At 61.4% G+C, this 21,765-nt stretch carries 21 protein-coding genes and 1 tRNA gene; 13 read left to right on the top strand and 9 right to left on the bottom strand.

The window, feature by feature from the left end:
* Positions 1 to 18: 18 nt before the first annotated feature.
* From FBAL_RS02945 to FBAL_RS02930, 4 genes are all read left to right on the top strand, one after another.
* Positions 19 to 585: a redoxin domain-containing protein gene (locus FBAL_RS02945; protein ID WP_013344087.1), complete on the top strand. Its 567-nt coding sequence runs from the start codon at positions 19 to 21 to the stop codon at positions 583 to 585.
* A gap of 199 nt (positions 586 to 784) precedes the next feature.
* A complete protein-coding gene (locus tag FBAL_RS02940; RefSeq protein WP_013344086.1) occupies positions 785 to 1,126 on the top strand; it encodes a DUF3622 domain-containing protein in 342 nt (113 codons plus the stop codon).
* Positions 1,127 to 1,254: 128 nt separating this feature from the next.
* Entirely contained in the window at positions 1,255 to 1,953 is a 699-nt protein-coding gene (locus FBAL_RS02935; RefSeq protein ID WP_041251155.1) for an aspartate/glutamate racemase family protein, read from the top strand.
* Positions 1,954 to 2,036: 83 nt separating this feature from the next.
* Positions 2,037 to 2,681: a LysE family translocator gene (locus FBAL_RS02930; RefSeq protein WP_013344084.1), complete on the top strand. Its 645-nt coding sequence runs from the start codon at positions 2,037 to 2,039 to the stop codon at positions 2,679 to 2,681.
* Positions 2,682 to 2,702: 21 nt separating this feature from the next.
* Here FBAL_RS02930 and FBAL_RS02925 read toward each other — a convergent pair whose 3' ends face one another.
* The 5 genes from FBAL_RS02925 to hldE form a co-directional block, all read right to left on the bottom strand.
* The gene (locus FBAL_RS02925; protein ID WP_013344083.1) at positions 2,703 to 2,942 is read right to left on the bottom strand and encodes a hypothetical protein; all 240 of its coding nucleotides are present in this window, start codon (positions 2,940 to 2,942) and stop codon (positions 2,703 to 2,705) included.
* A gap of 9 nt (positions 2,943 to 2,951) precedes the next feature.
* Positions 2,952 to 3,227 carry a VIT1/CCC1 transporter family protein gene (locus tag FBAL_RS02920; protein ID WP_013344082.1) on the bottom strand — a complete coding sequence of 92 codons (276 nt, stop codon included), beginning with the start codon at positions 3,225 to 3,227 and terminating at the stop codon, positions 2,952 to 2,954.
* 23 nt (positions 3,228 to 3,250) lie between these two features.
* Entirely contained in the window at positions 3,251 to 3,481 is a 231-nt protein-coding gene (locus FBAL_RS02915; RefSeq protein WP_013344081.1) for a hypothetical protein, read from the bottom strand.
* A gap of 291 nt (positions 3,482 to 3,772) precedes the next feature.
* The gene (locus FBAL_RS02910) at positions 3,773 to 4,642 is read right to left on the bottom strand and encodes a hypothetical protein (protein WP_013344080.1); all 870 of its coding nucleotides are present in this window, start codon (positions 4,640 to 4,642) and stop codon (positions 3,773 to 3,775) included.
* On the bottom strand, positions 4,643 to 6,067 hold the full coding sequence (gene hldE / locus FBAL_RS02905) for a bifunctional D-glycero-beta-D-manno-heptose-7-phosphate kinase/D-glycero-beta-D-manno-heptose 1-phosphate adenylyltransferase HldE (RefSeq protein ID WP_013344079.1): 1,425 nt from the start codon (positions 6,065 to 6,067) through the stop codon (positions 4,643 to 4,645).
* 123 nt (positions 6,068 to 6,190) lie between these two features.
* Here hldE and lpxL point away from each other — a divergent pair, with 123 nt between their 5' ends.
* The gene (lpxL, locus tag FBAL_RS02900; RefSeq protein ID WP_013344078.1) at positions 6,191 to 7,111 is read left to right on the top strand and encodes an LpxL/LpxP family Kdo(2)-lipid IV(A) lauroyl/palmitoleoyl acyltransferase; all 921 of its coding nucleotides are present in this window, start codon (positions 6,191 to 6,193) and stop codon (positions 7,109 to 7,111) included.
* A 29-nt stretch (positions 7,112 to 7,140) separates the two neighbouring features.
* Here lpxL and glnE read toward each other — a convergent pair whose 3' ends face one another.
* Positions 7,141 to 9,984, bottom strand: coding sequence for a bifunctional [glutamate--ammonia ligase]-adenylyl-L-tyrosine phosphorylase/[glutamate--ammonia-ligase] adenylyltransferase (gene glnE, locus FBAL_RS02895; RefSeq protein WP_013344077.1), 2,844 nt, complete (start codon positions 9,982 to 9,984; stop codon positions 7,141 to 7,143).
* A 78-nt stretch (positions 9,985 to 10,062) separates the two neighbouring features.
* On the opposite strand from glnE, the gene FBAL_RS02890 reads away from it, so the two are divergent.
* Positions 10,063 to 10,977, top strand: a complete 915-nt coding sequence (locus FBAL_RS02890) for a DUF350 domain-containing protein (RefSeq protein ID WP_013344076.1) — start codon at positions 10,063 to 10,065, stop codon at positions 10,975 to 10,977.
* A 54-nt stretch (positions 10,978 to 11,031) separates the two neighbouring features.
* Positions 11,032 to 11,766: a potassium channel family protein gene (locus FBAL_RS02885; protein ID WP_049779314.1), complete on the top strand. Its 735-nt coding sequence runs from the start codon at positions 11,032 to 11,034 to the stop codon at positions 11,764 to 11,766.
* Here FBAL_RS02885 and FBAL_RS02880 read toward each other — a convergent pair.
* The gene (locus FBAL_RS02880) at positions 11,733 to 12,620 is read right to left on the bottom strand and encodes a CYTH domain-containing protein (protein WP_013344074.1); all 888 of its coding nucleotides are present in this window, start codon (positions 12,618 to 12,620) and stop codon (positions 11,733 to 11,735) included. The two genes, FBAL_RS02885 and FBAL_RS02880, sit on opposite strands and share 34 nt — an antisense overlap.
* Before the next feature lie 231 nt (positions 12,621 to 12,851).
* Here FBAL_RS02880 and FBAL_RS02875 point away from each other — a divergent pair, with 231 nt between their 5' ends.
* The 4 genes from FBAL_RS02875 (at position 12,852) to putA (ending at position 18,976) form a co-directional block, all read left to right on the top strand.
* On the top strand, positions 12,852 to 13,529 hold the full coding sequence (locus tag FBAL_RS02875; RefSeq protein WP_013344073.1) for a TIGR00153 family protein: 678 nt from the start codon (positions 12,852 to 12,854) through the stop codon (positions 13,527 to 13,529).
* 42 nt (positions 13,530 to 13,571) lie between these two features.
* Positions 13,572 to 14,840 (top strand): inorganic phosphate transporter, encoded by a 1,269-nt coding sequence (locus FBAL_RS02870; protein WP_013344072.1) that lies wholly within the window; start codon positions 13,572 to 13,574, stop codon positions 14,838 to 14,840.
* A gap of 112 nt (positions 14,841 to 14,952) precedes the next feature.
* Positions 14,953 to 15,573, top strand: coding sequence for a TIGR04211 family SH3 domain-containing protein (locus tag FBAL_RS02865; protein ID WP_013344071.1), 621 nt, complete (start codon positions 14,953 to 14,955; stop codon positions 15,571 to 15,573).
* A gap of 226 nt (positions 15,574 to 15,799) precedes the next feature.
* Positions 15,800 to 18,976: a bifunctional proline dehydrogenase/L-glutamate gamma-semialdehyde dehydrogenase PutA gene (putA, locus tag FBAL_RS02860; RefSeq protein WP_013344070.1), complete on the top strand. Its 3,177-nt coding sequence runs from the start codon at positions 15,800 to 15,802 to the stop codon at positions 18,974 to 18,976.
* Between the two features lie 60 nt (positions 18,977 to 19,036).
* Here putA and FBAL_RS02855 read toward each other — a convergent pair whose 3' ends face one another.
* Both FBAL_RS02855 and FBAL_RS02850 read right to left on the bottom strand, forming a co-directional pair.
* Positions 19,037 to 19,633 (bottom strand): carboxymuconolactone decarboxylase family protein, encoded by a 597-nt coding sequence (locus FBAL_RS02855; protein ID WP_013344069.1) that lies wholly within the window; start codon positions 19,631 to 19,633, stop codon positions 19,037 to 19,039.
* 58 nt (positions 19,634 to 19,691) lie between these two features.
* Entirely contained in the window at positions 19,692 to 20,192 is a 501-nt protein-coding gene (locus FBAL_RS02850; RefSeq protein ID WP_013344068.1) for an RDD family protein, read from the bottom strand.
* A gap of 128 nt (positions 20,193 to 20,320) precedes the next feature.
* Here FBAL_RS02850 and FBAL_RS02845 point away from each other — a divergent pair.
* A tRNA-Leu gene (locus FBAL_RS02845) sits at positions 20,321 to 20,407 on the top strand.
* A gap of 467 nt (positions 20,408 to 20,874) precedes the next feature.
* Positions 20,875 to 21,753, top strand: coding sequence for a helix-turn-helix transcriptional regulator (locus FBAL_RS02840; RefSeq protein ID WP_013344067.1), 879 nt, complete (start codon positions 20,875 to 20,877; stop codon positions 21,751 to 21,753).
* Positions 21,754 to 21,765 lie beyond the last annotated feature (12 nt).

The raw sequence follows: 21,765 nt of genomic DNA, 5'->3' as shown, positions 1-21,765 counted from the left end.
GCACTCAAGGAGTCTCTGATGGATCAGCACAAACTTGCCGCCGGCGATCGCTTTCCAGAGCTGCACGTCACCACCTTCGAAGGCGAAAGCGTTCGCCTCGGACAGCCCCGACCGGACAGCGGTGCAAACTGGCAGATGGTGGTGGTATACCGTGGCCGTCACTGCCCACTGTGCACCAAATACCTGAATCAACTGGAAGGGTTCCGCGAAGAGCTGCTGGAGATTGGCGTCGATATCGTTGCAGTGTCTGCCGACTCACAGGCCCAGCTGGCAGCCCATAAGAGTCAACTTGAGGTCGGATTCCCCCTGGCGTATGGCCTGACCCAGGACCAGATGGAAGCACTGGGGGTGTACATCTCCCTGCCCCGCTCAGAGCAGGAGACCGACCACAACTTTGCCGAACCCGGCCTGTTTGTGGTGAATGAAGAGGGCAACCTCCATGTGGTGGATCTGTCCAACAACCCCTTTGTCCGGCCTGAACTGCAGGCTTTGGTCAATGGCCTGCGCTGGATCCGCGATCCCGGTAACCACTACCCAATCCGCGGCACCCGCAAAGATGTCGACTCGCAGCTGCAATACCGCTGAGCGACCACCACGGCGGGGCCGAAACCGTCCCGCCATGGTTTTACTGTTGGAATCGGATGCGTCCTGGTGCCACCGCAGTGTATACTTCGGCCCCTCGCGACCACCGTTGGCGCGATGCGCTCCGGGCCTGAGTGTCGAGAGCGCCAACTGACGGCCAGTCCGGCCGTGCATCCATCCCCGCTTTTGGACAGAAACCATCATGGCTCAAGGCAAAAAGTACGACATCCGCGTTACTGAAAACGACGGCAGCTGGACCGCTGAGATTGTCCGCAAAATCTCCACCCGTAAGACCAAGGTAACCAAGCGCCAGGATGGCTTTGGCAGCGAAGCGGAAGCACAAAGCTGGGGCGAAGAGACCCTCAACAGCTTCCTGCAGCAGCAGGTAGAGCGTAACCAGCGTAAAGCCGCTCAACGTACCGAGCGCGAAGCCCAGGCCCTGCGCCAGGCCGCCAAAGCTGAGCAGAAGCGTGCCGAGCGTGCCGCCGCTGCAGAAACCGATGACGCGGATTACGACGACTACGATGACGAGTACGACGACTGAGTCGAATCGCTTCGAAAAAACGGCGCCTGGTGCGCCGTTTTTTTATGCGCTGGCGCCTGTTTCCCCACCCTCTCAGTCGGCACAATGGGGCATCCCTGCAACGGAGTATCGGAACCATGACATCGGCAATGAAAACCCTCGGCCTGCTGGGCGGCATGAGCTGGGAATCCACCGTCAGTTATTACCAGGCCCTGAACCGGGGCGTCCAGGCACGACTGGGAGGCCTGCACTCTGCAAAGGTGCTGATCAACTCCGTCGACTTTGCCGACATTGCCGAACTGCAACACCAGGGTGAGTGGGATCAAACCGCAGAGCATCTGGCCCTGGCAGCGCAGGCTCTGGAGCGTGCAGGGGCAGAGGGGCTGCTGATCGGCACCAACACCATGCACAAAGTGGCACCGCAGATCGCCAACGCCATCTCCATCCCTTTGCTGCACATTGCTGATGCCACTGGCGCCCGCCTGCAGGCCGACGGCATCACCTGTGTGGCTCTGCTGGGCACCCGCTTCACCATGGAGCAGGCGTTCTACCGTGAGCGACTGGAGCAGGGTTACGGCATTGAAGTGCGGCTCCCCGATGCGGCAGAGCGGGCACGTATCCATCAGGTGATCTTCGACCAACTGTGTCAGGGGCAGTTCAACGATGACGCTCGCCGGGACTATGTTGCAATCATTGAACGCCTTCACCGCGAAGGGGCGCAGGGCGCCATTCTGGGCTGTACCGAGATTGCCCTGCTGGTGAAGCCTGAACACACCGACGTGCCCCTGTTCGATACCACGGCACTCCATGCCGAGGCCGCTGTTGAGTGGGCTCTGAGCGGGCAGTAACGCCGCGACAAACCCCATTCGAGGATTTACACCCGGCGCCGGAGCGCAGTATTCTGGCGTCTTTACTCCCCTCCTGACTCACCATGAACGAACTCTCTTTGCTGACCACCCTGGCGTTGGTGCACCTGGTGGCCCTGGCCAGTCCGGGCCCGGATTTTGCCCTGGTGGTGCAAAATGCCAGCCGCTACGGCCGCCGCATCGGCCTGGCGATTGCGCTGGGCATCTCACTGGCCATCCTGCTGCACTCCGTGTTTGCGCTGACCGGCGTCAGCCTGCTGATCCAACAGCACCCGATGCTGCCGGTGGTGATGCGTGTGGCCGGGGGAAGTTACCTGTTGTATCTGGGGCTGGGTGCACTGCGCTCCGCTTACCAGCAGTGGCGGGTCGGCAGCGTCGGCAGCCTGGGACCGGCCACCGCGCTGGTGTCGCCCTGGGCGGCGCTGGTTAAAGGGTTCACCACCAATCTGCTCAACCCCAAAGCGCTGGTGTTTTTCCTGAGCCTGCTGACCTCCCTGGTGCCGCCATCGGTCTCCAGCGAGGGCAAGGTCGCGGCCATCGTTATCTTGTGGGGGTTGTCACTGGCGTGGTTTTCCGGGCTGGCCTGGGTATTGACCGGCGCCCGGATGCAGCGTCAGCTGCAACGCCTGACGCCCTACATTGACGGGATCTGTGGTGCCCTGTTCACTCTGGTGGGTGGTGGCATTCTGATCGCCACCCTGATGGCTTAAAGCCGTCGGCGAAGCTGGGCCTCAGCCCAGCTTACGAAACTCCTGATCCAGATCGAACCGGCCATCGGTCACGATGGCTTCCAACGTCTGGATCCGCGCTTTCATCGCCTGGTTCTCGGCCTTCAAAGCATCCAGCTCGGTTTTTACCGCGGCCAGCTCACTGCTCTGACCCGCCTTAAGCTTGCTCTTTCTGTGGGTCTTGTAAGCTTCCAGCAGAAACGCGCCACCGAAGAAAATCGCTAAAAACGTCCAAAGGGTCATACCGCCTCCTTAACTCAGCTTGCGAATGCGCTGGTCCAGTTCATAGCTGCTGTCGGTCACAATGGATTCCAACACCGCCAAACGTGCCTTAATGTCGGCGTTTTCCTTTTCCAGCTCCGCCAGGCGTTCCCGGGCAGCCAGATCCTCCGCCATTGCAGACCCGCGGTCCTGACTCATTCCAAGCACTCTGGCCCACTGAGCAAAACGGCTGGGTGACCGCCAGGCCAAGACCATCGCCACAATGGCCGCGGCCAACAAAAAGCCCAAAACCACTTCCGCCATCATCCTGTCTCCCTGTCCGGTGGGGGTTAACCCAGCTTGCGGATCTGCTGATCCAGGTCGAAGCCACGATCGGTCACGATGGTTTCCAGAGTGGCAACCCGCTCAGCCAATTTGGCATTCTCCTGACGCAACTGCTCCAGCGCCGCTTCCGTATCTTTGCTGTGCTTGCGACCTGAGCGCGCCCAGTGGCGGCTCATCTCCAGCACACACCCCATTACGATGGCCACAATCACCACGACCATGGTTGTTCCCGACATACGCGCTCCTTCACTGCATCTCTGGTCAACTTAGCGTTCAAACATCGGCCCCCCGCCCGAACCTGTCAAGGCAGGGAGCCAGAATGGGAGGCCCCACTGGGGGGCCGGGTGTCAATGTCGTCATCGGCCAGGAAAGTCCTAACCATGCCCGTACCACTTCACCAGGCGGGCTAACCTATTCAGATCCCGTGCCAAAAAACCAACCCGATGATTTTAAATGGGTTATTGGAATGTCGCTGATTCAGGGGGTGGTGAGGCCCGCCGCTCAATAGTGAATCCCACCAACGAGCGTTATCGCAGAATCTGGCAGATGTCGTCGTGGTAAGGCAGATGGTGATGCTGCAGATAGGTGGCGCTGTCGACCCCCAGCCAATCCAGGGTCGGCTGCAGCATCGCCGCCCAGTGGCCACGGTGGGCTGACGCCAGATAGGGCTGGGCGATGCCCGGCGTGGTCAGCGCGAATTGCCGCTCGCCCAGCAGCCGGTACTGAGCCAGTGGCGGCGCACTCTGTGGCCCCAGGGTGGCATCAAGAAACTGTTCCAGTGGACGCTGGGAGTAGGCTTTTAGTGCCTCAGGCTGGCACAACAGGGGCACCAGCAGAGGCGTGGTCCAGTGAGTCCAGTCAGGACGAGCCTGGATCAGGCCCAGATTACGCAGATGCACCTGCTGCCACAGTGCATCCATACTGGCTCCCTCCCGCAGTTGGGTCCAGAACAGGTAGAGATCCGCCAGCACCTCTTCGGGCCAGTGTTGTGGCCAGTTGGGTCGGGCAAGGCGTTGCAGCCAGGGGGAGTTGCGGGTCGCGACATGACCCAGCTCGTGATAGTAGGTGGTACGGAAGGTGCGCAGCGGGGGACGTTCAATCAGTTGCTTATCCAGCAACACCAGGTGGGGCCGTTTCAGGCTTTGGGGGTCGAGCAGAATCAAAGCGTCGGTGTCGGTAAGCAGGGTGACGCCCCCCTGTCCGGCCAGCGCGGTTTTTACCGAAACCGCCAGCGGCCCCGGCCACAAGCGCTGGAGAATGCCCCGCCACTGGGGACTGAGCCCTTCAACACACTCATCCAGTGCGTCCAGCCGACACAGTTGATGGGCGGGCGCTGCCAGCACCGGGAGGGCCCAAAGCCACACCCCCAGTGCCAGTGCCGCGCCCAGCCATCGCATTCAGTCGGCCTTGCGGATGGTGTTGATGATGGCGCTGGTGGAGAGCCCATCCTCGAAGCCGAGGATCCTGACCTCACCGCCGTTGGCCAGCACCTCTTTGTGGCCAGCGATCTCATGCACCTGATAGTCGCCCCCCTTCACCAGCAAGTTGGGTAACACCGCACCGATCAGGCGCTGCGGCGTGTCCTCACTGAAGGGGACCACCCAATCGACCGCGCCCAACGCGGCCAACACCCGCATGCGCTGCTCGACACCGTTAACCGGGCGGGACGCGCCCTTAAGGCGGCGCACCGAGTCATCGTCATTGACCGCGACGATAAGGCGGTCACCCAGGCGCCGGGCCTGTTCGAGGTAACCCACATGGCCGGCGTGCAGGATGTCAAAGCAACCGTTGGTCATCACCACGGTTTCGCCACGGGCCTGAGCCTCTGCCACCGCTTTAAGCAGCTGATTCTCACTGACCACACCCACACCGTCGCTGTGATGCAGAGAGTCCACCATCGCCGCCAGCTCCAGTGCCGAAACCGTGGAAGTGCCCAGCTTGGCCACCACCACCGACGCTGCCGCATTGGCCAGGGCACAGGCCTGGGGCAGCTCGCTGCCCGCCGCCAGAGCCACCGCCAGGGTACTGATCACGGTATCGCCGGCACCGGTCACGTCGTACACCTCGCGGGCCATGGCTGGCAGGTGGAGCGCGTCCTGCCCGGCTCGCAGCAGGGTCATCCCCTTCTTGGAGCGGGTCACCAACAGGGCATCCAGCGCCAGTTCGCGCACCAGCTGCTGGCCTTTCTGCTCCAGCTCCTGATCATCGCGCACCGGCCCCACCACCGCCTGAAACTCGGTCATATTGGGGGTCAGCAGGGAGGCACCGTGGTATTTGGAGAAATCACTGCCTTTGGGATCAACCAGAACGGTAACGCCCGCCTGACGTGCCGAGGCGATCAACGCAGGCAGGTCGACCAGCGCCCCTTTGGCGTAATCCGACAGCACCAGCACCTGATGCTGTGCCAGTTGCCCGGTGGCAGCCCGGTTAAGGGCGTCGGAGGGTTGGAAATGATCGCCGAAATCGAGTCGGATCAACTGCTGGTCCCGGGAGATCACCCGCAGTTTGGTGGTGGTGCTGCTGCCGGACTGCACCAACAGTTCCGCATCCACGCCGCCGGCTTTAATGGCCTGACGCAGTGCCTCGGCACTCTCATCCTCCCCAACCAGCCCCAACAGCCGACACTGGCCGCCCAGTGCCGCCACATTCAGCGCCACGTTAGCGGCACCGCCGGCCCGGTCATCGCAGTGATTCACCTGAACCACCGGCACCGGCGCTTCCGGAGAGACCCGATCCGCCGGCCCGACCCAGTAGCGATCAAGCATCACATCGCCAGCCACCAACACACGGGCCTGGGAAAAATCGGGCAGAGTAACTTTCATTCAGCGTCCAGCAAAAATCACAAAGAAACCGCCAGTGTAACATGGTGGATGCCGCTGTGCTGTGCCGTTCCCGGCCGATTGAGGTACACTAACGCCAAATAAAAAAGGCCGAATATCACTCTCATGAACACCACCGCCCCCTTCAGTCGGGCACTGCTGCACCCCAAGTACTGGGGTTACTGGCTCGGCACCGTCATCATGCGCCTGCTGATTATGCTTCCCCTGTCCATTCAATACCGCCTTGGTGCGGCTGTGGGCCGGCTGATTCAGCGCCTGATGGGCAAGCGCATCCACGTGGCCCGTCGCAACCTTGAGTTGTGTATGCCGGAGCTGTCCGATGCGGAACGCGACGCGCTGATCCGTAAAAACTTCGAAGAGACCGGCATGGCCCTGTTCGATACCGCCAACGCCTGGTGGTGGTCTGACGCCAAGGTTCAGGCCCACATGACGGTGGCTGGCTGGGAGCACGTCGAAGCGGCTGAACAGGCGGGCCAGGGCGTGATCCTGATGGCCGCCCACTGCCTGATGCTGGAGCCCGGAGCCCGGGTTTTTGGCCAGATGAAGCCCGGGGTCGGGGTATACCGCCCACACAACAATCCGATGATGGAGTACCTGCAGGTGAAAGGCCGGCTGCGCTCCAACAAGGGGCTGATCCCGAAGCGCGAAGTCCGTCAGATGGTGAAAGCCCTGCGAGCGGGTGAGGTGATCTGGTACACCCAGGACCAGGACGCAGGCCGACGCGGCAGTGTGTTTGCCCCCTTCTTTGGCGTCCCTGCAGCCACCGCTGCCGGGGCCGCGACGCTGGCCAAGCTGGGTAAGGCCCGGGTCTTGCCGTTCTTTGTGGAGCGCAAAGCGGACCACAGCGGCTACCACATCGAGATCAGCCCCGCGCTGGAGAACTTCCCCAGCGGCGACGAACTGGCTGACACCACCCGCTGCAACGAGGTGACCGAACAACTGGTACGACGCCGTCCGGAGCAGTACATGTGGCTGCACCGCCGCTTTAAAACGCGGCCCAATCCGGACGACCCGAAGATCTACTGAAAAAAAAGGGAGGCACCAGCCTCCCTTTTTTATTCACCCAACAGCTCGTCCCATATCCCCAGTACCGCCTCACAGGCATCGGGCCGTTCGGCCAGCGGCACGGTCCCCCCTTCCCCGGCCAGCACTTTGTGATGGCTGGTGTCACGCAGGTCGATGTAGGTCTGGATCAGGCGATCGGCGGCTTGTGGCCCCAGCTTGTCCTCCGCCAGCGCGGTTTCCAGGATCCGCACATTATCGGACCACAAGGCCAGTGCCGGACAAGCCGCCGCCTCTTTGAGCACCAGATACTGGGTGATGAACTCAATATCGGTAATGCCGCCCGGCCCCTGCTTCAGATCAAACTGCTGCTTGTCGGAACGATCCAGATGGTCACGCATCTTGGCCCGCATCGACACCACGTCCTCTTTCAGCTTGGCGGCATCCCGGGGCTGGCACAGCAAGCGACGGCGCAACTGGGCAAAGCGCGCCGCCAAGTCATCGTCACCGTAGACGAAGCGGGCCCGCACCAGCGCCTGATGCTCCCAGGTCCAGGCTTCCTGCTGCTGATACTCCTCAAAGCGGTCAATCTGGCTCACCAACAAACCGGCACTGCCGGAGGGGCGCAGCCGGGTGTCCACCTCATACAACACGCCCGACGCCGTGCGGGTGGCAAACAGGTGGAGGATGCGTTGGGCCAGCTTGACGTAGAAGTGGCTGTTGTCGATGGGCTTGGCGCCATCGGTCTCGCCGGCACCCGCGTTATGCAGAAACACCAGGTCAAGGTCCGAGCCGTAGCCCAGCTCCAGTCCCCCCAGCTTGCCGTAGGCGATGACGGCGAAACCGCGCCCTTCACCCGCCAGACTGGGACGACCGTGACGGTCGGTCAGCTGCTGCCAGGCTAGGTTAACCACCTGCTCAATGATTGCCTCAGCCAGCCAGGTTAAGTGGTCACTCACTTTCATCACTGGCAGCACCCGAGTAACGTCTGCGGCAGCGATGCGCAACTGATGGGCTTGCTTGAACTGGCGCAACGATTCCATCTGCTGCTCCAGATCGTCCTCCGGCACCCGCAGCAAATATTCGCGCAGTTCGGCGGCGTAGCCCTCCGGCGGCAGGGGCTGGTACAGCGCCACCGGGTCAATCAGTTCATCCAGCAGAATGGGGTAACGGGATAACTGCTCCGCAATCCAGGGACTGGCGGCACAGAGGGTCACCAGCTGGCGCGCCGCTCCGGGGTTCTCCAGCAGCAGTTCAAGGTAGGTGGTGCGGGTGAGGATGGTGGCCAGCACGGAGGTGACGCGCAGCCACACCGACTCCTGATCTTTCTGCCGCGCCAGCTTCTGCAGCAGCCGTGGGATCAGCTTATCCAGCACCTCCCGACCACGCGGGCCGGTACGCCGCTGGCTGAACTCATCCCGGACGGTGCGGATGCGCGGCCACAGCGTGGCCTCAAGGCCATGCTCCGCCAGAATCGCTTCGGCATCCACATCCAGTCCAGGCCCCTGCCACAACGCTGGCAGACCGCCCAATTCACTCTCTTCGTCCTGCTCCGCCCCGATGGTGTCCCGAAACACCTGGTGGATATCGGCCATCGCCTGCTGGATCCGCTGCCACAGCGTTTCCGCGCTGTCCTCCCCCATCGCCAGAGCCAGCCGCAGCTGATTATCGGGGTCGGCGGGCAGGGTTTGAGTCTGGCTGTCGTTAAGCGCCTGCAGGCGGTTCTCCACCCGGCGCAACAGGTCATAACCCTCGATCAGGGCACGGTGGCTGCGATGGTCAATCAGCCCCAGTCGCTGCAACTCGGCCAGCACCGGACGCAGCGGGCTTTGCCGCAGGCTGGGCTCGCGGCCACCACGGATCAACTGGTAGGTCTGGGCCACGAACTCCACCTCGCGGATGCCGCCGCGTCCCAGCTTGATGTTGTTGGAGAGTGCCTGACGGCGCAGCTGGGATTCGATCAGCCCCTTCATCCGACGCAGGGCATCAATGGCGGAAAAGTCGAGATAACGGCGATACACAAAGGGCCGCAACAGTTCGTGCAGGGCCTGGGACTCCGTCGGCGTCGCCCCCAGCAGGCGGGCCTTAACCATGGCGTAGCGCTCCCACTCCCGCCCCTGTTCCTGGTAGTAGTCCTCCAGCGCCGCCAGTGACACCACCAGCGGGCCCGCATCACCAAAGGGGCGCAGGCGCATATCCACCCGATAGCAAAAACCGTCGACCGTGGTTTGCGCCAACAGGTTGACGAGCTTCTGTCCGAGGCGGATAAAGTACTGTTGGTTGTCGAGTTCCCGCCGACCGCCCTGTGTCACCCCGTTTTCCAGGTAGGTGAAGATCAGGTCGATGTCGGAGGAGAAATTCAGCTCGCCGCCACCCAGCTTGCCCATACCCAGAATCATCAGCTGCAGGGGCTGTCCCTGCGCACCGGTGGGCACGCCCCACTGCGGCGCCAGATGGGCCGCCAGGAATTCCCGCGCCGCCACCACCATCGCTTCGGCCAGGGCCGACAGCAGGGCCAGGGTTTCCTCCACCGGGGCGAGGTTAAGCAGGTCACGGGCGGCGATGCGGGCCAGTGCGCGATGACGGTAACGGCGCAGCCGTGCCATGGCCTGGGTTTCATCGGGACACCCGGCCATCACCGTGGCCAGTTCCGGGCCATACTGGTCGGCCTCGGCCCCCTCGTTCAACTGGCCCTGCAGCAACAGTTGAGCCAGAGCCTCTGGGTCACGGCTCCAGACCTGGCCGAGATATTCAGACAGGGCCAGCAAGCGCCACAAGTTGGCCTGACCCGACTCGTCCAACTGGCCGAGCAGCGCCGGATCTAGTCGCTCCCAGGCGCGTTGCGCCTGTTGCGTCAGGGCCGGGCTGAGCTTGTTGTCGTGGGGCACGCTGGTCATAATAACGTCCTGTTAACCTTAACTTCTTGCAGTGGCCCAACCATATCACGGCACCCTGCAAGCTGGGAGGATGGTTCGATGAACATGGCGTCAGCACTGACGGAGTTTGAACGCTTGGCGGGGGAGTCTCTGCCGCTGTTGGCGGTGGAGCTGGCCCTGATCCTGGTGCTGTTTGTGATTGCCCGTTACACCCACGGCTGGTGGAGTGGGGTCAGCACCCGGGAGGAGCTCGCCGAGCGGGACAATATCGCCTTTGGTATCAGTTTAGCGGGTGGCATGACCGGCCTTTGCCTGGTGCTGTCCGGCGTGTTCCACCTGCCCGGCCCGGAGTCGATGGGGTGGAAAGCCGCCTGGATTGGTGCCATGGGGCTGGCCACGCTGGCGCTGATCCGGTTGGGGCGTTGGTGGTATGACAAACTGGCGCTGCACCAGGTGGACAAACAGGGGCTGATCCTTGAGGGCAATATCGCCATGGCGATGGTGGATGCGGCCATCGCCATCGCCACCGCCACGGTGTTGCTGGCCAATCTGCGCTGGCTGGGCGAAATCAGCCTGGCCGCCCTGTTTCTGCTCTGCCTCGATTACTTTATCGCCCTGACCCTGCTGGTGGTGATCACCCGGATACTGGAGCACCGTTTCAAGCGCATCAATCAGGGGGGCAGCCTGCAACGGGCCCTGGCTCAGGACCATCGCGCCGTAGCACTGCGTCACAGCGCCTATCTGCTGGCCTGCGGCAAAATCATCGCAACGGCTGGGGCACTCAACCCCTATAACCCCGCAACCCCAATGCTGAATGTGGGCGGTTGGCTGATGTGGTCGACCATCGGCCTGGCCCTGCTGCTGGCCCTGTCCAGTGGATTACGTTACGTCGTGCTGGCCCAGATCAAGGTCAGCCGCGAAGTGGAGCTGCAAAATAACAGCGGCATCGCCATCCTCGACGGTGCCCTGGTGTACGCATCCGCCCTGCTGCTGGCCAATCTGATTCAACCCTGAGGAGCGAAGGTGCAACGAGAGACGGAGTTCACCCTCAGCCCACGCGAACTGGGCATGATGTTGCTGTCGCTGTTTTCGGTGATCGTGGTGCTGACCATCGTGTTCAGCGACCCCGACCGCGAAACCGTGCGGCTGCTGATCAAGATCGACTTTGCGATCTGCATGATCTTTATCCTCAACTTCTTCTACGGCCTGTGGCGCGCCACGGACAGGAAGTTATACCTGCGCACCCACTGGATTGACCTGGTGGCCTCCATTCCGGTGGTGGAGCAGCTGCGCTTTGTCCGGATCTTCCAGATCCTGCGGGTGGTGCGGCTGATCCGCATGAGCCGCTCGGTGCTGGCGCCGCTGCTTAAGCAGAAGCGGGAAACCACCCTGACCAGCCTGCTGCTGGCGATGATCACCATCATCACCTTCTCCTCGGTGCTGATTTTGCTGGTGGAAGATGGCGCCCCCGGCGCCAATATCGACTCGGCAGAATCGGCCATCTGGTGGGCACTGATCACCATCTCTACCGTGGGCTATGGCGACTACTACCCGGTCACCACCGAGGGACGGGTGATCGCCGCCGTGGTGATCGTTACCGGCGTCAGCTTCTTTGGGGTGGTGGCCGGATTCCTGGCCTCGCTGTTTGTTCAGGATGATGAAAAAGACGCGCCGGAGATGGCGCGTCTTCAGGCCCAGCAGGAAACGCTGGAGCATCAGCAGGCCGACCTGCTGGAGGAGATCAAAGCGCTGCGCGCCAGCCTCGAAGCTCAGTCCAGCGACAAGGCCAGCAACGACAGTTGAATCAACCCGTATTCGGTTGAGCCCAGTGCAGCCTGCAGCGCCTGGCGGGGCGCGTCGCCCTGCAGTGCCTGAACCAACGGCCGCAGCCCCTCAGCGGATTCGCCAAGCAGTGTGACCACCGCCTGCAGCTGTGCCGACATGGGCGCGGCCGCGGCCAGTTCACCCGCCAACAGGCGCTCTTCATTGCGCTGCCATGCCGCCAGCAGCGCCAACGGTTGGGTGGCGGCGTTTTCCACCACCTCCGGCCAGGGCGCCAGTCCGGCCAACCGATAACCCCGGGCCGCTTTAGAATCCAGCCCCAGGCGAAGTGGCCACTGACTCATCAAGTGACGGGCCAGCGGCATCAGCGCACTGGCCTCTCCGCTGATCAACTCCAGTTCCAGTTCCGCAATCACCTCGCTTCGTTCACCGGCCCGAATGGTGCCACTGTCCAGCGCCAACTCGACCCGGACGCCATCGGCCAGGCTTAACTCACCCTGCTGACGCTCGAAGTCGGTATGAAACTGCACGGCCAGGGCAGACTGGATGGCCTCCCGGTCTTTTTCTGACCAGAGCGTGTCAGGAAAACGTTCCAGCTGCGGACATTCCCCTGACACCTCAGTGTTGTACTCGGGACGGGCGTGCAACCCGCCCTCCACCCGACCGGCGGTTTTGAGGGTTTGCTCACGGAAATCCCCCCGGCGACGAATGCGCAATCCCATGTCGCGCTGGCGCAGGGCCAGATCCGGGGTGTCGAAGTAGGCGTTGCCCAGTGAAGCCCGTTTGATTTGAGTCAAAGCGGCGGGGAATTCCAGACTGGACAAGGCCCCAACCGGGGTTTCAGGGGCCAATAACAGCTTCAACTCAACTTCCATAGCGCTCCAAATTTCATCAAAATATCATCCATCAGAAATGAAAATGTCATGCTGTCACCTAACTGTCATAAAACAGTCATAGGATCCGCATCCGATTGGGGTCCCAAGGCGAATCGGGGCCACACGCATTAAACTTTAGGGGATCGCGTCGGCTCTGGTTCTTGCGAATCTTGCAAAGGTGAGTATTATTCGCGCGCCGATCCCATTTTGGCTCCATTAAGGAACAAGGCTATGCCGGTAAATTTTTTGGGCGTGTTCGCCAAGTCACCTATCAAACCGCTTGAGCAGCACATTGACAAGACCACCCAGGCCGCTAAGCGTCTGGTGCCTTTCTTCGAGGCCGTAAAAGCCGGAGATTGGGACCAAGCCACTGCGCTGCAAAAAGAGATCAGCCAGCTGGAGCGCGATGCCGACCAACTCAAGCGGGAGATCCGCATGAGTCTGCCGAGTGGCATTTTCATGCCCATGCAGCGTACTGACTTGCTGGAGATGTTGACCCAACAGGACAAGATCGCCAACAAAGCCAAAGACATCGCCGGCCGTGTAATTGGCCGTCAAATGCAGATCCCGGTACCGATGCAAGAGGACTTCACCGCGTATGTGGTCCGTTGTATCGACGCCGTCAAACAGGCCCGCAAGGCCATCAATGAACTGGACGACTTGCTGGAAACTGGTTTCCGCGGTCGCGAAGTTGACCTGGTCGAAGAGATGATCCAGCAACTGGATTTGATCGAAGACGACACCGATTCTATGCAGATTTCACTGCGCCGCCAGCTGTTCCAGATCGAAAAAGAGCTGAACCCGGTGGACGTGATGTTCCTCTACAAGATCCTCGAATGGGTGGGTGATCTGGCGGATCTGGCCGAGCGCACTGGCTCTCGTCTGGAACTCATGCTGGCCCGATCCTAACCTCCAATCCGACAAAATTTGTTTTCCTAACAAGGTTTTACCATGGTAGACGTACTGGTAACTTACGGCCCGTGGCTGATTATGGCTGCGGCGCTTTTTGGCTTCCTGATGGCCTTTGGCATCGGAGCCAATGACGTAGCCAACGCAATGGGCACTTCGGTGGGATCCGGCGCCCTGACCATCAAACAGGCCATCATCATCGCCATGGTGTTCGAATTCGCAGGGGCCTACCTGGCCGGCGGCGAAGTGACCAACACCATCCGTAAAGGGATTATCGACTCCTCCTACTTCATCGACTCTCCAGACCTGCTGGTGTACGGCATGATCTCCGCGCTGCTGGCTGCGGGTATCTGGCTGGTTGCCGCGTCCTACCTGGGTTGGCCGGTATCCACCACCCACTCCATCATCGGCGCCATCATCGGTTTCGCTGCTGTGGGTGTGGGCGTTGACGCCGTTTCCTGGGGCAAAGTGGCTGGCATCGTCGGCTCCTGGATTGTGACCCCCGCCATCGCCGCCTTCATTGCGTATCTGATCTTCCAGAGCGCCCAGAAGCTGATTTTCGACACCGACCACCCGCTCGACAACGCCAAGCGTTACGTGCCGTTCTACATGGGTCTGGCTGCCTTCATCATGTCTCTGGTGACCATCACCAAAGGTCTGAAGCACGTTGGTCTGGATTTCTCCACCGTGGAAGCTTACGGTCTGGCGATGCTCCTGGCTGCGCTGGTTGGCCTGATGGGTAAGGCCATGATCGGCCGCATGAAGTTCGACACCAAAGGCTCCCGTGACACCCAGTTTGCCAACGTGGAAAAAGTGTTCGCCATCCTGATGGTGGTCACCGCCTGTTGTATGGCCTTCGCGCACGGCTCCAATGACGTGGCTAACGCCATCGGTCCGCTGGCTGCCGTTGTTACCATCATCCACGCTGGTGGTGAAATCCCGGACAAAGCCCCGCTGGTATGGTGGATCCTGCCGCTGGGTGCGGTCGGTATCGTTATCGGTCTGGCGGTTCTGGGTAAGCGTGTTATCACCACCATTGGTAAGAACATCACCCACCTGACCCCGAGCCGTGGCTTCGCTGCTGAGCTGGCTGCTGCCTCTACCGTGGTGATCGCGTCCGGTACCGGTCTGCCGATCTCCACCACCCAAACTCTGGTGGGTGCGGTACTGGGTGTGGGCCTGGCCCGCGGTATCGCCGCCCTGAATCTGGGTGTAGTGCGTAACATCGTTGTAAGCTGGGTAATCACCCTGCCAGCCGGTGCCGCACTGTCCATTCTGTTCTTCACCATCATCAAAGCCATCATGGCCTGAGACTGAAGACCACTCAAAAGGGAGCCATTGGCTCCCTTTTTGCGTCTCCAGCCCTTGCCACATCTGGCCTGATCTCCTAGCATGGTCGCCCCATTCCACGGGTTGTAGCACTATGACAAAACGCATTATCTCCGCTCTTATCTGCCTGCTGGCCGTGAGCGGCACCTCCGTGGCGCGGGAAGCCACGAATACCGTCTCGGAAGACATCTTTATCTACCTGCTGGCTGGCCCGAGCACCCAGTACCGGATCCTGGGCAGCCTGAAAGCGGGTGAGGCCCTGACCGCCACTGGCAAAACTCAGGGTGAGTACAGTGAAGTCATCGACGAGAAAGGCCGCAAAGGCTGGATCCAGACTGAGCAGATGGGTCGCGGTGAAAGCTTCCGCACCAAGGTTCCGGCGCTGACCGAAGCCCTGGCGCAAACCCGCAGCCAGCTCGAGTCGGTTACCGCTGAGCGCGACGCGCTGCTGCAATCCAATCAGGAAGCCAGCGCCAATGCCGAAGCGAAGGTGACCGAGCTGAAGGCGGAAGTTCAGGAGCAGGCTCGCGCCATGAGCACCCTCGAACAGAAAAACGCCGAGCTGAGCAAGCGTGTTGAAACCCTGAGCCAAAGCGAACGCTTTATCTGGATGCAACAAGGCGGCATGGTCGCCGGTGCCGGTCTTATCCTGGGCCTGATCGTGGCTTACCTGCCCCGTCCCAAGCGCAAGCGTAAGAACGACGGCTGGGCCTGAGCCCAACCCTGAATATGCTTCTGAAAAGCAGGCCTCCCGGCCTGCTTTTTTTGTGCCTAATCCCCGACTTTCAAGGCATTACAACCAAGCGCTAACACAACTGTTCCAACCAGCCCTGCAAAACCTGTCCGACCTCACATTTTGCAGGTATACTGAGCCCGCCGTCAGCAAGGATTGTATACAAAAACAGATAACACGCTGACTCGCGGCATTACGAGGACCCCACATGTTTAAAGCCAGCACCGTTTTGGACCCGGCGCTCCACAATCAGGACCCCGCCGCCCTGTTCGAGCTGATCAGCCCTAACTATGGCGTTGATGAAAGCCAATACCTGGAAGAGTTGATCGCCCTGGTGCCTGCCGATCCGGCAAGCATCGAGACCATCACCCAAAATGCGCACCAGATGGTGGCCGCCGTTCGTCGCTTCGAGAAGAAGGGGATGATGGTGGGCATCGACGCGTTCCTGCAGCAATACAGCCTGGAAACCCAGGAGGGCATCATTCTGATGTGCCTGGCCGAAGCTTTGCTGCGCATTCCGGACGCCGCCACCGCCGATGCCCTGATTGAGGACAAGCTGTCCGGCGCCGACTGGGCCCGCCATATGAAAGGCAGTGATTCGGTGCTGGTGAACGCCTCCACCTGGGGCCTGATGCTGACCGGCAAAGTGATCACCCTTGACCGAAAGATCGACGGCAGCCCCAACAACCTGCTGGCCCGCATGGTCAACAAACTGGGCGAGCCGGTGGTGCGTCAGGCCATGTACGCCGCCATGAAGATCATGGGCCGGCAGTTTGTGCTGGGCCGGGACATTGGTGAAGCACTGAAGAACAGTGACGACAACCGTGCCCTGGGTTACACCCACTCCTACGACATGCTGGGCGAAGCGGCCCTGACCGCCGCCGACGCCACCAAATACTTCGACAGCTACAGCCGCGCCATCACCGCGCTGGGCGCCCACAGTTACGATGTCAGCCAGGCACCCCGCCCCACCATCTCCATCAAGCTGTCCGCCTTGCACCCGCGCTATGAAGTGGCCAACGAAGACCGGGTCATGACCGAGCTGTACGACAGCGTACTGCGTCTGATCAAGCAGGCCCGTAGCCTGGATGTGGGCATCTCCATCGATGCCGAAGAGATGGACCGGCTGGAGCTCTCCCTCAAGCTGTTTGAAAAGCTCTACCGCAGCAATGAAGCCAAGGGCTGGGGCAACCTGGGCCTGGTGATCCAGGCTTACTCCAAGCGCGCCCTGCCGGTGCTGGTCTGGATCAACGCCCTCGCCCGTGAACAGGGCGACCTGATCCCCCTGCGTCTGGTGAAAGGCGCGTACTGGGACAGTGAACTGAAATGGTGCCAGCAGGGCGGTGCCCAGGGTTACCCGGTGTTCACCCGCAAAGCGGGCACCGATGTCTCCTACCTGGCCTGCGCCCGCTTCCTGCTGTCTGACGCCACTGTGGGCAACATCTACCCGCAGTTTGCTACCCACAACGCCCAGACCGCCGCCACCATCCAGCATCTGGCTGGCCAGCGCGACTACGAATTCCAACGCCTGCATGGCATGGGCCAAGAGCTGTACGACACCCTGCTGCAACAGCAGAAGGGGCTGAAGGTGCGGATCTACGCCCCGGTGGGCGCCCATAAGGACCTGCTGCCCTACCTGGTGCGCCGTCTGCTGGAAAATGGCGCCAACACCTCCTTTGTGCACAAGCTGGTGGACCCCAAAACCCCGATTGAAAGCCTGATCAGCTACCCGCTGACCACGCTCAAGGGTTACCCCACCCTGGCCAACCACAAAATCGTGCTGCCGGAAGCGATCTTCGGCAAGGAGCGCCCCAATTCGCAAGGACTGAACATGAACATCGCCCAGGAAGCCCGCCCCTTCTTCGCCAAACTGGACTCCTTTAAAACCACACAGTGGCACGCCGGCCCGCTGATTGGCGGCGAAACCCGCCAAAGCGGCGACGCCATCGCCGTACTGAGCCCGCAGGACCAGCGCAAGCAGGTGGGCGAAGTGCACTTTGCCAACGAAGCAGACATCCAGGACGCCATCGAACGCGCTACTGCTGCTTTCCCGGCCTGGCGTGACACGCCGGTAGAGCAGCGTGCCCGTGCCCTTGAGGAGCTGGCCGACAAGCTGGAAGCCAACCGTGAAGAGCTGATTGCCCTCTGTACCCGTGAAGCGGGCAAAGGCCTGCAGGATGGCATCGACGAAGTGCGCGAGGCGGTGGACTTCTGTCGCTTTTACGCCGTGCAGGCCCGCAGCCTGATGGGCGAGCACACCGTACTGCCGGGCCCGACCGGCGAACTCAACGAACTGTTTGTGCAGGGCCGCGGCCCCTACCTCTGCATCAGCCCCTGGAACTTCCCGCTGGCAATCTTCCTGGGCCAGGTGGTGGCGGCACTGGTGACCGGCAACACCGTGGTAGCCAAGCCCGCAGAACAAACCAACATCGTGGCCTACCGTGCCACCCAGCTGGCCCACGAAGCGGGCATCCCGGCTGACGTGCTGCAACTGGTGCCCGGCAAAGGCCGCGAGATTGGTGGCCTGCTGACCGCCGACGAGCGCATTGTCGGCGTCTGCTTTACCGGCTCCACCGAAACCGCCAAGGTGATCAACCGCTCTCTGGCGGCCCGCGATGGCGCCATCGCCAAGCTGGTGGCGGAAACCGGTGGCCAGAACGCCATGGTGGTGGACTCCACCTCCCTGCCGGAGCAGGTGATCACCGACGTGGTGCACTCCTCCTTCCAGAGCGCAGGCCAGCGCTGTTCCGCCCTGCGGGTGCTGTACGTGCAGGAGGACATTGCCGAGCGGGTTATCGACCTGCTCAAAGGCGCCATGGCCGAACTGCACGTGGGCAACCCCGGGCTGTTCAAAACCGACGTCGGCCCGGTGATCGACCAGACCGCTCAGCAGGGCCTGCTGGCGCACATCGAGCGCATCAGCAAAGAGGGTCGCCTGATTGGCCAAACCGCCTTCTCCGACGAGTGCGAGCATGGCCACTTTGTGCCGCCGACTGCGGTGGAGATCCAGCACATCGGTCAGCTGGAGAAGGAGCACTTCGGCCCGATTCTCCACGTCATCCGCTACAAAGCTTCTGAGCTGGATCGGGTGATCAACGAGATCAACAGCACCGGTTTCGGCCTGACTCTGGGCGTACACAGCCGCAATGAAGGCCAGGCTTTGGCCATCGCCCACAAGGTGAACGCCGGCAACGCCTACATCAACCGCAACCAGATTGGTGCGGTGGTTGGGGTGCAGCCCTTTGGCGGCAATGGCCTGTCCGGCACCGGCCCCAAAGCCGGCGGCCCGCACTACCTGCACAGCTTTGTCACCGAGAAAACCATCAGCAACAACATCACCGCCATCGGCGGTAATGCCACCCTGCTGTCCCTCGGTGACGGCTGATAACCCGGTAAACCGGCACAAAAAAGGGGCGCATCATGCGCCCCTTTCTCTTTAGGGTGATTACCCGGCCCTGTGTTTGCCGCCGGTCCAGCCGCCTTTGGCCAGCACCTCATCGCCCATCGCCTGGGCCGGCGCTTCAATCTCCGTCGCCATGGAATCGTTCCAGCGATTGAGGAAGCCATAGAGGGCGATGGCCCCGAGGATCTCGACAATCTGCTCCTCGCGCCAGTGCTCGCGCATCTTTGCCATCAACGGCTCATCCACCGCATTGGGCACCGCCCCGGCGGCCAGGGCAAAATCCAGCGCGGCCCGTTCCGCCTCACTATAGAGCGGGCTGGTCTGGTACTCCCACAGCGCCACCACCTTATCGTGGGGCACATCGTGCAGCTCCGCCGCGATCAACGAGTGTGCCTCGCAGTACTGGCAGCCCGCTGCACGACTGCAGAAGTGCGCCAGTAACCGCTTAAAACCGGGGTCGACACTGCCGTTGGGGTCCATCACGGCGCGGGTCAGGGCACCGAAACCGTGCACCATGGCGGGCACCCGCTGCATGGTCAGCAGGCTGTTGGGGATAAAACCAAGAATGCGGGTAAAGAGGGCGAAATCCTCCGCCAATTCGGGGGTGGTTTCCGGCGGAAGCGGGTCAAGCAGCGGCATGGGGATCTCCTTATCTGGGCAGACCCCCAAGCTAACAGCCTGAATCAGATAGGCAAGGTCAGTCGCGTTCCATCAGCGAGCGGTTCTGCTCCACGGTCAGCATCACCACTTCAGAACCGCTGATGCGGTCATTCATCGCGGCGCCTTCGTCATCCCACAGCAGGGTAAACATCGCCAGGCCGCCAAAGGAAACCACCGCACGCAACCACGCCTGGCGGGCATCCAGTTCGCTGCCATCGGTGCGCTGCACCCGCAGGCGCCAGGCCCTCATGCCGAGGGTCTGGCCCTTCTTCTTCCAGCTCCAGACAAACAGCCAGGTTACCGCCAGCAGCTTGCCCACTTCGTTCAGGGTCAGCCAGACCGGGCTGGATTGCAGCACATCCACGGTGTGGGTCATGCCGCCCTTATCGACGACGCCCACCGACACCAGCACAGTAAACAGCGCAAACAGCACGGCACCGGCCAGCATATAGACCGCCAGGGCCACCATAAAATCGTATACCCAGGCCGCCAGTCGACGACCCAGAGACGCCCGCGGGGCGTTGGCAAGGGATGACATCTTCGCTCCTTGTTTGGTCACTGCGGGCAGTGTACCAGAGCGTTTCACCGGGGAGTGCGCAGAAATTGCCCGAACAGCGGAATTGGACTTGCCGCGCAGTGACTTCGGTATATAATGCCCACTCCTAAGCCGGGATGGCGGAATTGGTAGACGCAGCGGATTCAAAATCCGCCGGTGGTGACACCTTGGGGGTTCAAGTCCCCCTCCCGGTACCAGATACAGAGAAAGCCCCAGTCGAAAGACTGGGGCTTTTTCGTATGCACCATTCGTGCTGTCAGCTTCTTGATGCTGTGTAACTTCGCGTCGCGACACAACGCTTAGCGCCGCTTGCCCTCCCCCCACATTCTGGCGTCGCTGGGCGAAACGATTGTCTGGTTGGCTTCGAAGCCTGAAACAAAGACGGAAACCGCAATAACCAAGTGGCTGGTTCCATCGGCCAATCAGGACAAACACCGACGCCTTCCCGCCCTCCAGATCCCCCACAGCCCGAAAAAGGCAAACAATATTCAGGAAGCTGGCGCTATCCGACGGAATTGAACACCGCGATTTGCTATCTATCCGCTCCGGGAAACAAACCCTCTAAACAATGAGTTAACGCCCATCCCGTTTTGTACAGGGTGACACCGGCTGTCACCCTCATTCGGTAAGGTTGCCGGAACATCACCACACAGTGCTGGATAGCATGAGCAATAAAACCACATTGGCGGATCGCCTCGCCGATATTCTGGTGCGCCTGAACTCGGGGGAATCCCTGAGCATGAGCGCCCTGGCTGAACAATACGGGGTCAACAAGCGCACCCTGCAGCGGGACATCAATGCCCGGCTGGCGTTTCTCCCAATCGACAAGTCGGGTGACCGTTTCCACCTCGCCGCTGCGGCCATGGGAAAACTGTCCAATCAGGACATCCGCAACTTCTCCAGCCTGGTAGGGGTGAGCCAACTGTTTCCCAGCCTGGATGCGGGCTTTATCGCCAATATCCTGAGCAACACCTTAGCCAGCCCCTACCTGATCAAGGGCTACCACTACGAAGACAATCCAGGCCTGCGCCAATCTTTGGACAAGCTGACCCGGGCCATCAACGCCCACCACTGCGTCAGCCTGCACTATAAAGGCAAGGTCTATCCGCGACTGGCGCCTTACCGGCTGGTCAATAACAAGGGGATTTGGTATCTGGCCGCGGTCGATGGGGCTGCGCTGAAAGCCTTCCAGCTCAGCGCCATCCGCAATCAACTGTCTCTGCCGGATACCTTTGAGCCTGACCCGGCCATCCAGCGCGCCATTGAAGAGGCGGATGGCATCTTCTTCGGCTCCGAACGTCTCGGCGTCACCGTCAAAGTGTCCGCCGAGGTGGCCAGTTACTTCCAACGGCGGTCACTGCTGCCCTACCAGGAAACGATTGAAACGTTACCCGACGGCGGGATGATCCTGCGCAGCGAGGTCCACCACCCCCGCCAGATCATCCCTCTCATCAAGTATTGGGCACCGGAGATGGAGGTGCTCGACCCGCCCTCGATTGATGCTGCGGTACGGGCCGATTTGACCCGTTACCTGAGCCGGTGATCCCCAGTGGCA

Source organism: Ferrimonas balearica DSM 9799, assembly GCF_000148645.1.
GTDB classification, from domain to species: Bacteria; Pseudomonadota; Gammaproteobacteria; order Enterobacterales; family Shewanellaceae; genus Ferrimonas; species Ferrimonas balearica.
The sequence above is the reverse complement of the archived record's forward strand: the minus strand, read 5'-3'. Positions and strand labels throughout refer to the sequence as shown.